Origin of the sequence: Nocardia sp. NPDC057668, from assembly GCF_042799795.1 — a bacterium.
Lineage (GTDB): Bacteria > Actinomycetota > Actinomycetes > Mycobacteriales > Mycobacteriaceae > Nocardia.
Genome location: NZ_JBHVIC010000004.1, coordinates 228905 through 242171 on the forward strand (window position 1 = coordinate 228905; position 13267 = coordinate 242171).

10 protein-coding genes are annotated in these 13267 nt (G+C 68.8%); 6 read left to right on the top strand and 4 right to left on the bottom strand.

The genetic code is table 11. The features are described from left to right. The first annotated feature begins 73 nt into the window (after positions 1–73). The 6 genes from ACFVBH_RS25150 to ACFVBH_RS25175 all read left to right on the top strand — a co-directional run bounded on the left by ACFVBH_RS25150 (position 74) and on the right by ACFVBH_RS25175 (position 7261). Positions 74–1240, top strand: coding sequence for an acyl-CoA dehydrogenase family protein (locus ACFVBH_RS25150; RefSeq protein ID WP_354984432.1), 1167 nt, complete (start codon positions 74–76; stop codon positions 1238–1240). Continuing rightward, positions 1240–2004, top strand: coding sequence for an SDR family NAD(P)-dependent oxidoreductase (locus ACFVBH_RS25155; RefSeq protein WP_379005031.1), 765 nt, complete (start codon positions 1240–1242; stop codon positions 2002–2004). The genes ACFVBH_RS25150 and ACFVBH_RS25155 overlap by 1 nt, the downstream gene beginning before the upstream one ends. Beyond that, positions 2004–2834, top strand: coding sequence for an enoyl-CoA hydratase/isomerase family protein (locus tag ACFVBH_RS25160; protein ID WP_379005033.1), 831 nt, complete (start codon positions 2004–2006; stop codon positions 2832–2834). The genes ACFVBH_RS25155 and ACFVBH_RS25160 overlap by 1 nt, the downstream gene beginning before the upstream one ends. Positions 2835–2837: 3 nt before the next feature. Further along, complete coding sequence (locus ACFVBH_RS25165) at positions 2838–3983, top strand: thiolase family protein (protein WP_379005035.1); 1146 nt, start codon at positions 2838–2840, stop codon at positions 3981–3983. Positions 3984–3998: 15 nt separating this feature from the next. Continuing rightward, positions 3999–5150, top strand: coding sequence for an acyl-CoA dehydrogenase family protein (locus ACFVBH_RS25170; protein WP_379005037.1), 1152 nt, complete (start codon positions 3999–4001; stop codon positions 5148–5150). Between the two features lie 71 nt (positions 5151–5221). Beyond that, positions 5222–7261, top strand: a complete 2040-nt coding sequence (locus ACFVBH_RS25175) for a nitrate- and nitrite sensing domain-containing protein (protein WP_379005039.1) — start codon at positions 5222–5224, stop codon at positions 7259–7261. An 85-nt stretch (positions 7262–7346) separates the two neighbouring features. Here ACFVBH_RS25175 and ACFVBH_RS25180 read toward each other — a convergent pair whose 3' ends face one another. Genes ACFVBH_RS25180 through ACFVBH_RS25195 form a run of 4 tightly spaced genes read right to left on the bottom strand, consistent with a single transcriptional unit; the run spans position 7347 to position 13248 of the window. Continuing rightward, positions 7347–8768: an aldehyde dehydrogenase family protein gene (locus ACFVBH_RS25180; RefSeq protein WP_379005041.1), complete on the bottom strand. Its 1422-nt coding sequence runs from the start codon at positions 8766–8768 to the stop codon at positions 7347–7349. Positions 8769–8770: 2 nt separating this feature from the next. Further along, positions 8771–10477 (bottom strand): thiamine pyrophosphate-binding protein, encoded by a 1707-nt coding sequence (locus ACFVBH_RS25185; RefSeq protein WP_354984377.1) that lies wholly within the window; start codon positions 10475–10477, stop codon positions 8771–8773. Next, a complete protein-coding gene (locus ACFVBH_RS25190) occupies positions 10467–11393 on the bottom strand; it encodes an SDR family NAD(P)-dependent oxidoreductase (protein WP_354984376.1) in 927 nt (308 codons plus the stop codon). The genes ACFVBH_RS25185 and ACFVBH_RS25190 overlap by 11 nt, the downstream gene beginning before the upstream one ends. 31 nt (positions 11394–11424) lie before the next feature. Next, the gene (locus tag ACFVBH_RS25195) at positions 11425–13248 is read right to left on the bottom strand and encodes a flavin-containing monooxygenase (protein WP_379005044.1); all 1824 of its coding nucleotides are present in this window, start codon (positions 13246–13248) and stop codon (positions 11425–11427) included. Between the last annotated feature and the right edge of the window lie 19 nt (positions 13249–13267).

Below are 13267 nucleotides of genomic sequence, written 5' to 3' on the forward strand. Positions count from 1 at the left end.
CCCGCATCGGCGCGCCCACGGGGCCGATGGCCCCGTGCGAGGAGAAAGGCAGGCCCCACCCATGTCCGAGGGCATGAATTTCGAACTCTCCGAAGATCAGCACCTGATCCGCAAGGCTGTCGCCGAACTGTCCCGGCGCTTCGACGATCAGTACTGGATGGAGAAGGACCAGGCGCACGAATTCCCGTCGGAGTTCTACTCCGCGATCGCTTCGGGCGGATGGCTGGGCATCACCATTCCCGAGCAGTACGGCGGGCACGGCATGGGCATCACCGAGGCCACGCTGCTGGCCGAGGAGGTGGCGCGCTCGGGCGGCGGCATGAACGCCGCCAGTTCGATCCACATGTCGATCTTCGGCATGAATCCGGTGGTGATGCACGGGTCCGACGAGCTGAAGGCCCGGACCCTGCCGCACGTGGCCACCGGTGAGCTGCACGTGTGTTTCGGCGTCACCGAGCCGACAGCGGGCCTGGACACCACGCGCATCACCACCTTCGCCAAACGCGTGGGCGACGACTACGTGATCAACGGGCGCAAGGTGTGGATCTCCAAAGCCCTGGAGTCCGACAAGATCCTGCTGCTCACCCGCACCACCCCGTACGACGAGGTGGTCAAGAAGACCGATGGCATGACGCTGTTCCTGACCGATCTGGACCGCGCGCACATCGATATCCGCCCGATCAAGAAGATGGGCCGCAACGCGGTCAGCTCCAACGAGCTGTTCATCGACGATCTGCGCGTCCCGGTGCGGGATCGAGTCGGCGAGGAGGGCAAGGGTTTTCAGTATCTGCTGGACGGACTGAATCCCGAGCGCATGCTCATCGCCGCCGAGGCGCTGGGCCTGGGCCGGGTGGCCCTGGACCGCGCGGTGCGCTACGCCAACGAGCGCGTGGTCTTCGACCGGCCCATCGGCATGAACCAGGGCGTGCAGTTCCCGCTCGCGGACTCTCTCGCCCACTTGGACGCCGCCGAGCTCATGCTGCGCAAGGCGACCTGGCTCTACGACCACGGAAAACCCTGTGGGCGCGAGGCGAATACCGCCAAATACCTGTGCGCGGAGGCCGGCTTCACCGCCACCGACCGGGCGCTGCAGACACACGGCGGCATGGGCTACTCCGAGGAGTACCACGTGTCGCGCTATTTCCGGGAGGCCCGCGTCATGCGGATCGCGCCCATCAGCCAAGAAATGATCTTGAACTACCTGGGTTCACACACCCTGGGACTGCCGAGGAGTTACTGATGACCCAGCGCGCACCATTCGACCTCACCGGGCGCTCGGCGCTGGTGACCGGCGCCGCGGGCGGCATCGGAGCGGCCGTGGCACAGGCCCTGGCCGCCGCCGGCGCCACCGTCCTGGTCACCGACGTGGACGGTGACGCGGCTGCGGCCGTCGCGGAGAAGATCCGCGGAAACGGCGGCGCGGCTGCGAGTTTCGCGCTCGACGTGGCGGACCGGTCCGCCGCCGACGCCGCGGTCGCCACGGCCGCCGAACCCACCGGCGGCACCCTGCACATCCTGGTCAACAACGCCGGGGTGACCGACCCCGCGATGTTCGCCGACACCACCGCCGAGTCGGTGCGGCGACTGTTCGACATTCACGCGCTCGGCGCGATCAATTGCGCGCAGGCCGCACTGGCCGCGCTACCGACCGACGGCACCGGCCGCATCATCAACGTCACCTCCGCGGCCGCCCTGGTCGGCACCCTGGGTCAGGTGAACTACTCGGCCGCCAAGGCCGCGATCATCGGCATCACCAAATCCCTGGCGAAAGAGCTGGCGCGCAAGCACATTCTGGTCAACGCACTGGCGCCGCTGGCCGCCACGCCCATGACCGCCACCATCCGCACCGATGAGCGCTTCGCCGAACAGATGCTGAATCGAATTCCGCTGCGGCGCTGGGCCGAACCCGAGGAGGTCGCCGGCGCTTTCGTCTTCCTGGCCTCGGACGCGGCGTCGTTCATCACTGGCCAGGTGCTGCCGGTGGACGGCGGCATGGTGATGTGATGAGCGAGCCGCCGGTGCTGTTGAGCACCGACCGGGACGGCGTCCGCACCCTCACCCTCAATCGCCCGCACCGCAAGAACGCCATCGACCCGGCGCTGTGGTCCGCGCTGGCCGAAGCCCTGCGGCGCACCGCCGATGACCGTTCGGTGCGCGCGCTGATAGTGGCCGGGGCCGGGGACGCGTTCTGCTCGGGCGCCGACATCGGCGCACCCGACCTCCGGCACCCGGTGTACCGGATGCGGGCGCTGACCGATGTGGCCCTGCTGCTGCGCGAGCTGCCGATTCCCACCGTGGCGAAGGTGGCCGGGGTGGCGATGGGCGCGGGCTGGAACCTGGCGCTGGGCTGCGATCTGGTTGTCGCGACCCCGGAATCGACCTTCTGCCAGATCTTCACCAAGCGCGGGCTGACCCTGGATCTGGGCGGCTCCTGGCTGCTGCCCCGCCTGATCGGACTGCAACAGGCCAAACGCCTTGCCCTGCTGGCCGAGACCATCGACGCCGGACAGGCGCTCGAGCTGGGATTGGTCACCTGGGTGGTGCCCGGGACGGACATCGACGCCTTCACCGACGAGCTGGGCGAGCGACTGGCCGCCGGTCCGCCGGTGGCGCTCGCCCAGACCAAAGCCCTGCTGGACGCGGGCGCGGAGACGGCGTTCCGGGACGCGCTCGCCGCCGAAGCTCGCGCCCAGGGCCTCAATTTCGCGACCGCGGACGCCCCCGAGGCCTACGCGGCGTTCGCCCAGCGCCGCGAACCCCGGTTCACCGGGCGCTGGACCGCGCCGCGCCGGGGACCCGAGCACGCGGCGACATCGACCGAGAACGGAGCATGAGCGATGCGGGAAGTCATTGTGGCGGGTGCGGTTCGCACCCCCGTCGGGCGGCGCGGTGGCGGATTGTCCGGGGTACACCCCGCCGATCTGTCGGCGCAGGTGCTCAACGAGCTGGCGGCGCGAACCGGGATCGACCCGGCGCTCGTCGACGACGTGATCTGGGGCTGCGTCTCCCAGGTCGGGGACCAGTCCAGCAACATCGCCCGCTACGCGGTGCTGGCGGCGGGCTGGCCGGAATCGGTGCCGGGGACCACCGTCAACCGCGCGTGCGGTTCGAGTCAGCAGGCCGTGGACTTCGCCGCCCAGGCCGTGGCGTCCGGGCAGCAGGATCTCGTGGTCGCGGGTGGGGTGGAGGTGATGAGCCGGGTCCCGCTGGGCGCGGCCCGGGGCACCGGAATGCCCTACGGTCCAAAGGCATTGGCGCGATACGACGGGTTCTCCTTCAACCAGGGCCTGTCGGCCGAACTGATCGCCGTCAAGTGGGCGCTCGACCGTACCCGGGTCGACGACTATGCCGCTCGATCACACGAGCTGGCCGCCCGCGCGCAGGACGCGGGCGCGTTCGACGCCCAGATCATGCCGGTGACAACCGATTCGGGCACCGTGAGCGCCGACGAGGGTGTGCGGCGCGGCACCAGCGTGAAGAGCCTGGCCGGGCTGTCGCCGTCCTTCCAGGAGGACGGCGTGCTGCACGCGGGCAATTCGTCGCAGATCTCCGACGGCGCCGCGGCGCTGCTGCTCACCACCCCGGACAAGGCACGCGAACTCGGGCTGACCCCCCTCGCGCGCTACCGGGCGGGCGCGGTGGCCGGCGCGGACCCGGTGCTCATGCTCACCGGCCCCATCCCGGCCACCGCCAAAGTACTGGCCAAAGCCGGGGTGTCCCTGGCAGATATCGGGGTCTTCGAGGTGAACGAGGCGTTCGCCCCGGTCCCGCTGGCCTGGCTGGCCGAGACCGGAGCGGACCTCGCCCTGGTCAACCCGCTCGGCGGCGCGATCGCACTGGGCCATCCGCTCGGCGGGTCCGGCGCGGTGCTGATGACCCGCATGATCCATCACATGCGGGACAACGGGATTCGATTCGGCCTGCAGACCATGTGCGAGGGCGGCGGCACCGCCAACGCCACCGTCGTCGAACTCATCCCCTGATCGAGAGGGCCCATCGTGCGCCGCGACCTGTTCACCTCCGAACACGACGAATTCCGCTTGCTGGTCCGGGATTTCGTGAAGCAGAAGATCGTGCCCGACTACGCCGACTGGGAACGGGCCGGACTCATGCCGCGGGAGATCTTCGGCGCCATGGGCGATCTCGGCATGCTGGGCATCGCGCTGCCGCAGGAGTACGGCGGCGCGGGCCTGCGGGACTACCGGTTCAACATGGTGTTGCAGGAGGAGGCGGCACGGGCGCTGGTGACCCTGGGCACCGTGCGCACCCAGCTCGATGTCATCCTGCCCTACTTCCTCGAATACGCCGACGCCGCACAGCGGGAACGCTGGTTCCCTGGGCTGGCCGCGGGCAGGCTGCTGACCGCCATCGCCATGACGGAGCCCGGGACCGGTTCGGATCTGGCGGGCATGCGCACCCGCGCGGTGCGCGACGGGGACGACTACATCCTCAACGGCGCCAAGACCTTCATCACCGGCGGCCTGCACGCTGATCTGATCATCGTGGTCGCCCGCACGGCGACCGATCCGGAGAACCGCCGGGCGGGTCTGACCCTGCTGGTGGTGGAGGACGGCATGGCCGGGTTCACTCGCGGCCGAATGCTGGAGAAGCTGGGCTGCAAGGTGCAGGACACGATGGAGCTGAACTTCGACAATGTGCGCGTGCCGCAGGCGAATCGACTCGGGGAGGACGGGGCGGCGTTCGGCTACCTGGGGCGGAATCTGCCGCAGGAGCGGATCACCGTCGCGGTCGGCTCGGTAGCCCAGGCCGGGGCGGCCATCGCCGCGACCGTGGATTACGTCAAGCAGCGCAAGGCCTTCGGGACGCCGGTGTCCTCGTTCCAGAACACCAAGTTCGAACTGGCCGCCATGTCGGCCGAGGTGGAGGCCGCCCAGGCCATGGCGGACCGGGCGGTGAGCGAACTGGTCGAGGGCAGGCTGTCGGGTGCCGACGCGGCGCGCGTGAAGCTGTTCTGCACCGAGGTGCAGGGCCGGGTGGTCGATCGCTGCCTGCAGCTGTTCGGCGGCTACGGGTACATGCTCGAGTACCCGATCGCGCGGCTCTACGCCGATGCGCGGGTGGCCCGGATCTACGCCGGCACCAGTGAGGTCATGAAGCTGATCGTCGCCCGCGAACTGGGACTTTCCTGATATGGAAGTTTTGATATGCAATTTTGAGAATTGCATTGTTCATGTGATCTAGATCTCGTTATACTTTGCCGATGTTCAAGGCGAAACCCGGTGTGCGGGTACGCATCCTGGCAATCGCTCTCGTTCCCAGCCTCACGTTGCTCGGGGTCGGCGTCGGCACGACCGGCTATCTGGTCTCGACCAGCCGGCACGACGAGGAGTGGGCGTCGAAGATGCTCGACGGCATCGCCCCGGTCTCGGAGCTGGTGGCCGCCATCCAGCAGGAGCGCCAGGTCACCCTGTGGATCTACGCCGGGTCGGCGCCCGAACCGGGCGCGCTCGCGGCCGCCCGGCAGCGCGTGGATTCGGCGCTGCGGCAGATGAATCCGACCGAGGACGCGCTGCGGGCGCTGGGTCGCGAGGACCTCAAGGACTCGGTCGGTGACCTGAACCTGCTCGAGAAACTGCTGGGCGGTCAGCGCACCGCCTTCGACGCGGGAGCGGTGAGCCTGAACGAGGCCTACGCCTTCTACGGCCGCCTGCCCGACATGGTCATCCTGGGCACCCGCATGATCCAGGACCAGGCTCCCAACGCGGAGAGCGCGGGCAAGCTGAACCTGGCCGCGGAGGCCCTCACCGCGCAGGAGGCCCTGAATCGGGCCAATGCCCTCGCGGCGTCGCTGGCCGGCGACGGTGGGCTGCCCGACGTGCTCGCCGCCGAATATCAGCGATTGGTCGGGTACGCGCACAGCCTGGTCGAGAACTTCGCCAAGGACCTGTCCTCCGATCAGGCCCAGGGTGCGCAGCGCCTGCTGCAATCGATGGCGTGGAAGCGCATGACCGGGGTGGAGAGCGCTCTCCTGCAGCGCGCCGACGCCCGCCGGATCGCCGCGGCCTCGGGTCTCACCGGCAGCGCGATGCAGGCACTGTTCGCGACCCCGCTGCCGGTCAGTACCCAGGAATGGCAGGACGCGGTCACCGAGGTCTCGACGGTCCTGACCGGGTTCTGGAACGCGCACAATCACCGGGCTCAGACCCTGGCCATCGAGGCCGCCAAGGCCACGCGCGGGGACGCGATGCTGGCCGGAACCGCCGTGCTGCTGCTGGCCGCCGGCGCGATCGCGGTCGCGCTGCTGCTGGCCGACCGCATCATTCGCCGACTGCGGCGACTGCGCAATCGCACCCTGGCGCTGGCCAATACCGGCCTGCCCGAGGTGATGCGGCGTCTGCGCGCGGGCGAAACCGTGGAGCCCGCCGCGGAAGTCGCGGTCCTGAATTTCGGCGACGACGAGATCGGGCAGGTGGCGGACGCTTTCGGGCACGCGCACACCATCGCGATCTCCGCGGCGGTGACCGAGGCCCGCACGCGCGGCGGCGTCGAATCGGTGGTGCTCAATATCGCGCACCGCAGTCAGGTGATGGTGCACCGCCAGCTCGAGATCCTCGACGACGTCGAAGCGTCCCAGGAGGATCCGGCCCTGCTGGAGGTGTTCTTCCGGCTCGATCATCTGGTCACCCGCGAACGCCGCAACGCCGAGAATCTGATCATTTTGGCGGGCGGTCAGCCGGGACGCCAATGGCGGCAACCGGTTTCGCTCATGGAGGTGGTGCGCTCCGGGGTCGGGGAGACCATCGACTACACCCGCTCCCGGATCACCCGCATGCCCGACGTGGCGGTCGCCGGGACCGTGGTGGCGGACCTGTTGCACCTGCTGGCCGAGCTGATCGACAACGCCGTGGCGTTCTCGCCGCCGAAGGCGCCGGTGGAGATCATCGGCACCGTCGTCGGCAAGGGCGTGGCGATCGAGATCATCGACCAGGGCGTCGGCCTGCCCGCGTCGGAGAAGCAGCGGCTGGACCATATGCTCTCCACCCCACCGGATTTCGGTGTGCACACCCTCTTCGAAGACTCGCGTCTCGGCCTCTTCGTGGTGGCCCGCCTCGCGGCCCGGCACGGCATCGTCGTGCGCCTGGGTGAATCGGACTACGGCGGCGTCCGCGCGGTGGTCCTGGTCCCGTCGCGCCTGGTGGTCGCTCCCACCCAGCCGGCCAACCCGCCGAAGCCGGCCTCGGCCCAGCTGGAATCGGTGGCCGGGCCAGGCCAACCGGCCGGGCCCCTCGGCCCGTCGTAGCCCCATCCGGGACGCGATATCGCCCCGCGAGCACGATGCTCACGGGGCGATATCGAGCGTGATGAGGCGCTGTCTCCGAAGATGATCAGGCGCCGTAGCCCACGATGCTCTTGATCTCCAGGTAGTCGTGGAAGCCGAACTCGCCCCACTCCCTGCCGTTTCCGCTCTTGCGATAGCCGCCGAACGCGCAGTGGAAGTCGAACGCGTCGTTGATGGTGACGTACCCGGCGCGCAGCCGGCGGGCCACCGCGCGGGTCTGTTCCGGGTCGGCTCCGGCGACATTGGCGGCCAAGCCGTATTCGGTGTCGTTGGCGATGTCCACGGCGTGGTCGATGTCGTCGTAGCCGAGAATCGCGAGCACCGGCCCGAAGATCTCCTCGCGCGCGATCGTCATGTCATTGGTGACGTTCGCGAAGATCGTCGGCTTGACGTAGTAGCCGGTGGTCAGCCCGTCCGGTCGCCCGGTACCGCCGATCACCAGGGTCGCGCCCTCGTCGATGCCCCGCTGGATCAGGCCCTGCACCTTCTCGAACTGCGGCCCCGAAACCACCGGGCCGAGTGCGACATCGCCGGCGGGATCGCCGACGGTGAGCGCCGTAGCCGCGGTGCGCGCGGCCGTGACGGCCTCGTCCATGCGGGCCCGGGGAACCAGCATGCGGGTCAGGGCGCTACAGGTCTGGCCGGTGTTCATCATGACCGGGCCGATGGCGGCGGCGACGTTGGCCGCCAGGTTCGCGTCGTCGAGCACGATGTTCGGGCTCTTGCCGCCGAGTTCCTGCACGACCCGTTTGACGCTGGGCGCCGCGTTGCGGGCGACCTCGATTCCGGCGCGCGTGGACCCCGTGAAAGAGATCAGATCCACGTCCGGATGCGCGGACAGCGGCACGCCCACGCCGGGACCGTCACCCTGGATCAGGTTGAACACGCCCGCGGGAACCCCCGCGGCATCGAGGATCTCGGCGAAGATCTGACCGCTGAACGGCGCGCGTTCGGCCGGCTTGAGCACGATGGTGCACCCGGTGGCCAACGCCGGGAACACCTTCACCGCGATCAGGCTCAACGGCCAGTTCCACGGCGTGATGAGTCCGCACACCCCGATCGGCTCGCGCACGATGCGGGTGTCCCCGCGCTGCTCCTCGAAGGCGAAGCGCTCGAGCACCTCGATGGCGGTGTCCAGGTGCCCGGTGCCCAGATTCAGCTGGAACCCGCCCGCCAGCGCGGCGGGCGCGCCCATCTCCTCGGTCAGGGCCGCGGCCAGATCCGAGGACCGTTTGGCGTACTGCTCGCCGATCGCCCGCAGCACCGAAACTCGTTCGGCGACCGTGGTAGTCGACCAGGCGGGAAAGGCCGCACGGGCAGCCGCCACGGCCGCGTCGACGTCGGCTGCCGATCCGCTCGCGACCCGGCCGCAGACCTGCTCGGTCGCCGGGTTCACGACCTCGAAGAACTCCGTTCGGACCGGATCGACCCAGGCGCCGCCGATGTAGAACCTGCCGTATTCGCGCATGACTACTGCGTCCCTTCCGCGTACCAGGTACGGAACTCGTCGTAACTGGGCATCTCCTCGGAGTTGGCCTTCGGGTCGACCGCCACGTGGATGACCCCGACCTTGCCGCTGGCGTAGGCGCGTGCGATGGCCGGCCCGATCTCCTCTTCCTTCTCCACGTACTCGCCGTAGCACCCGAAGCCCTCGGCGACCTTGTCCAGGCGGACATCGGTGCTCCAGTGGGTGCCGGTCTCGAGCGACCCCTGCCCGAACAGTCCCTTGTACACGCCGACCTCGAGGCCCCACGCGTAGTCCACGGCCACCACGCAGACCAGTGGAAGTCCTAGTCGCGCAGCGGTTTCCAGTTCGGCGATGTGGAACTGGAAGGAGGAGTCACCGCTGATCAACATGACCGGCCGTGTGCGGCCCTGTGCGACCGAAGCCCCTACCGCGTAGGGGATTCCGGTCCCCAGGTGCCCGAAGTTCTGATTCCAGATGACATCGCGGGGCTTGGCCTGGGAGTAGGTCCAGCCGAAGATCGTGGTGGCCCCACCGTCGCGCACCATGATGCCGTCGGCGGGAAATGCCTTGGTGGCCTCCACGATCAAGCGTGCGGGATGCACCGGAGATCGTCCCGAGGGCGCGGTCTCGGCCAGCTCGGCCAGACGCGCGGCGTCCTGTTCGATCCAGCCCGCCAGCTCGGGGGCCGGGGTGCGCGGGGTATCTCGCAGCGCGGCGGTCAGCTGGGGCACGATGGCCCGCAGGTCGCCGACCAGGGGCACGTCGATGGCGCGGTTCACGCCGATGGCCTCCGGATTCTGTTCCACCAGAATCCATTTACGGTTGGCTTCGTTCGCGACCCAGTGCCGCCCGACCCCGTAGTGCACGGGTTCGCCGAGTTCGGTGCCGATGGCCAGGCACAGATCCGAGGCCACCACCGCCTCGATGGCGGACGGGGAGAACCCGTAGGCGAAGGTGCGATCCTCGAGGCCCTCGATGAAGGAGGTGCCGCCGGAGGTCTGGATGACCGGGCACGCCATGACCTCGGCCAGCTCGCGCACCGCGGCCCCGGCGCGGGTGGTGTGCACCCCGTGCCCGACCAGCAGGATCGGCTGCGCGGCGGACCGGATCAGCTCGGCTGCCTCGTCGATCAGGTTCTGGCCCGCGGTCTGACCGACGAGCCGATACCGGTGCGGCGGCAGCGGTTCCGGGACGTCGAGTTCCTCCTGGATGATGCCCTTGGGCCATTCGATGTACACCGGTCCCGGGGTGCCGGTGAGCGCGCGGCGCAGGCCCTCGCGAATGATCTCGTCGGTCTGATCGGCGTATTCGATACTGGCGCTGTACTTCACCGATGGGGTGAACAGTTCGGCCTGCTTCACGAACTGGATCCGCCCGCGCCGCACCCGCTGTTCGGTGATCCGGGCACGCTGGCCGCCGAGGAAGATGACGGGGGAGTTCTCCACCTTCGCGCACATCATGGCGGCGGCCAGATTCGCCACGCCCGGTCCCAGGGTGCCGATGCAGACCGCGGCCTTACCGGTCATCCGCGAGACCGCCTCGGCCATGAAGCCCGCCGATTCCTCGTGGTGCGGTGCGATCACATTCCAGCCGCGTTCCTCGGCGAGATGGAACATGTGCACGAAGTTCGGGTCGGGAATACCGAAGATCGTGTCGATGCCCTCGGCCTCGAAGAGCTGAAGGATGCGTTCGAAAACCTTAACGGCCATGGTTGGCTGCCTCCGTGGCTAGCTCGAAACTCTTGGTCAGATGAACGGTGTGGCCGTCGGGCACCGGGGCCAGGGTCCAGGCGCCCGCGGTGTCGCGAATGCCCTGGATCTGCGCGCCGATCTCCTCGACGCTCCAGTCGGGCCGGTAGACCCCCGGGGTCTCGGCGATGTACGCGCGCGCCACCCGGCCCGCCACGGCCACCAGCATTTCGCCGGTGACGGAACAGGATTCGTGTGCCAGCCAGCCGACCGCGGGCGCGATGAGCTCGGGCCCCATCGGGGGATAGGCCGAGGTGTCCAGGCCGTCGGCCAGGCGGGTGACCGCCGCGGGCACGATGACGTTGCTCTTGATGTCGTGCTCGGCCCCTTCCAGGGCGATCACGTTCGAGAGCCCGATCATCGCGGACTTGGACACGGCGTAGTTCACCACGCCCTTGTTGCCGTACAGCCCGCCGATGGAGGAGGTGAGCACCACGCGCCCGTACCCGGCGTCGGCCATGACCGGGAACGCCGGTCGCACCAGGTGATACGCACCGCGCAGGTGGACGTCGAGAACGGATTCGAAGTCCTCGTAGGACAATTCGCGCAGTGAGCCGTAGCGCACGTTGCCCGCGTTGTGGATGAGGATGTCCAGCCGGCCGTAGCACCCCAGCGCGGTGTCGATGATCGCCTGCCCACCGTCGGGCGTGGCCACCGATTTGGTGCAGGCGATGGCCGTGCCGCCGGCCGCCTCGATCTCCCGGACGACCGAGACCGCGGGGTTCGCGTCGACGCCGTCGCCGCGCACACTGCTGCCCGGATCGTTCACCACCACCTTCGCCCCGCGCGCGGCCAGCAGCAGCGCGTAGGCCCGGCCCAGACCGCGGCCGCCGCCGGTGACCACGGCGACCCGGCCGTCGTATCTCAGTTCATCCACGAAATATCCTCTCCAGCAACGACGTACGCGACTACTTGCCGACGCTCAAACCCGGCATGTCCCCGGCGTCCCGCCAGCCCTGCAGCACGTCCTCGAACGCGTAGAAGCCCGGCCAGTAGGGCTCGCCCAGATGCGAGCGAATGTTCTTCTCGCCTTCGTTGTTGTAGTAGCCGGGCGTGCACTCACGCTGGAACGCCGAATTGTCGATGGCGGTCTCGCGCACGGTGGCGACCCACGCGGCCACCGCCTCCGCGGTCGGCTCCACGGTGGTGATCCCGTCGGCCACGGCCTGTCCGAGAATGTGCGCGATGTGTTTGGCCTGCTGATCGAAGACCGCGGTGATGCTGGCGGTGACCCCGCCCTGCAGGAACCCGGTGAAGAAGACGTTCGGGAAGCCGTGGGTGGTGAGCCCGTGCAGGGTCGAATAGCCCTGCGCCCAATGCTCGTACAGCGAGAGCCCGTCGCGGCCGGTGAACGGCGCGATCCCCAGGCGGCGATCCAGATCGGTGGTGATCTCGAAGCCGCTGGCGAAGATGATGCAGTCCACCTCGTGCTCGACGCCGTTCGCGACGATGCCCTTGGCGGTGATCCGCTCCACGCCCTTGGTGGCCGCGACGTCGACCAGCGTGACGTTGTCGCGGTTGTACGTCGGCAGGTATTCATCGCTGAAACACGGCCGCTTGCACAGGAACCGGTAGTAGGGCTTGAGCGCCTCGGCGATCGCCGGGTCGTTCACGAGCTCGTCCACGCGCTGCCGGACGCGCTCCATCGCCCGGTAGTCCTCGATCTCGCGCAGCTCGACGAACTTCTCCGGGGTCAGCGACGCCCAGCCGTTGCTCGCGCTGATGTTCGCTTCCAGATTCCGGGAGACCTCGGTCCAGCCGTCGCAGATCAGATCCTTCTCACCCGGAGCGAACGCCTCGAACGCGGCGGTGTGGAAGTTGCGCTTGCGCACCTCGGTCCAGCCGGGCTCGAGGGTCGCGGCCCAGTCGGGATCGGTGGGGATGTCGCCGCGCTCGTTGATGAACGACGGCGTGCGCTGGAAGACGTACAGGTGCTCGGCGGATTCGGCGATGTGCGGAATGACCTGGACGCCACTCGCTCCCGTTCCGATGACCGCGACCTTCTTGCCGGCGAGCCTGTCCAGCCCGCCGCGCGAGCTGCCGCCGGTGTAGTCGTAATCCCAGCGCGCGCTGTGGAAGGTGTGGCCCTCGAAGTCGCCGATGCCGGGGATGCCGGGCAGTTTCGGCTTGTTGAACGGTCCCTGCGCCATGATCACGAACCGGGCCCGGAGGTCGTCGCCGCGATTGGTGCCGATGCGCCAGCGCTCGATCGCCGCGTCCCATTCCAGGGATTTGACCATGGTGCCGAAGATGGCCCGCTCGTACAGGTCGTAGTGCTTGCCGATGCGCTGGGCGTGCTCGAAGTTCTCGTCCCCGCGGGTGTACTTCTCGCTCGGGATATAGCCGGTCTCCTCGAGCAGCGGCAGATACAGGTAGCTGTCGGTGTCGACCTGGATCCCCGGGTAGCGGTTCCAATACCAGACACCGCCGAAATCGCCCGCGTGCTCGATGATTCGGAAGTCGGTGACCCCCGCCTCGCGCAGCCGCGCCCCGGCGAGCAGCCCGGCCCAGCCGCCGCCCAGCACCGCGACGCCGATCTCCTCGGTGATCGGCTCGCGCGGCACCACCGGGGAGTAGGGGTCGCCCTCGTGGAACTGCTCGAACCCGCTCTCGGTGGTCAGGTACTGGTCCTGACCCTCGGTCCGCAGGCGCTTATCGCGTTCGGCGAGGTATTTCGCGCGCAGCGCGGGCAGATCGATCTCGGGCGTCTGCGTGGGTGTGCAGTCTTGCATTGTGTGTTTCCTTGTCGGA

Bases quoted from the DNA above. Each gene is read 5' to 3' on its own strand.
- ACFVBH_RS25150 (WP_354984432.1), top strand. From the start codon at position 74: ATGAATTTCGAACTCTCCGAAGATCAGCACCTGATCCGCAAGGCTGTC.
- ACFVBH_RS25155 (WP_379005031.1), top strand. From the start codon at position 1,240: ATGACCCAGCGCGCACCATTCGACCTCACCGGGCGCTCGGCGCTGGTG.
- ACFVBH_RS25160 (WP_379005033.1), top strand. From the start codon at position 2,004: ATGAGCGAGCCGCCGGTGCTGTTGAGCACCGACCGGGACGGCGTCCGC.
- ACFVBH_RS25165 (WP_379005035.1), top strand. From the start codon at position 2,838: ATGCGGGAAGTCATTGTGGCGGGTGCGGTTCGCACCCCCGTCGGGCGG.
- ACFVBH_RS25175 (WP_379005039.1), top strand. From the start codon at position 5,222: ATGTTCAAGGCGAAACCCGGTGTGCGGGTACGCATCCTGGCAATCGCT.
- ACFVBH_RS25180 (WP_379005041.1), bottom strand. From the start codon at position 8,768: ATGCGCGAATACGGCAGGTTCTACATCGGCGGCGCCTGGGTCGATCCG.
- ACFVBH_RS25185 (WP_354984377.1), bottom strand. From the start codon at position 10,477: ATGGCCGTTAAGGTTTTCGAACGCATCCTTCAGCTCTTCGAGGCCGAG.
- ACFVBH_RS25195 (WP_379005044.1), bottom strand. From the start codon at position 13,248: ATGCAAGACTGCACACCCACGCAGACGCCCGAGATCGATCTGCCCGCG.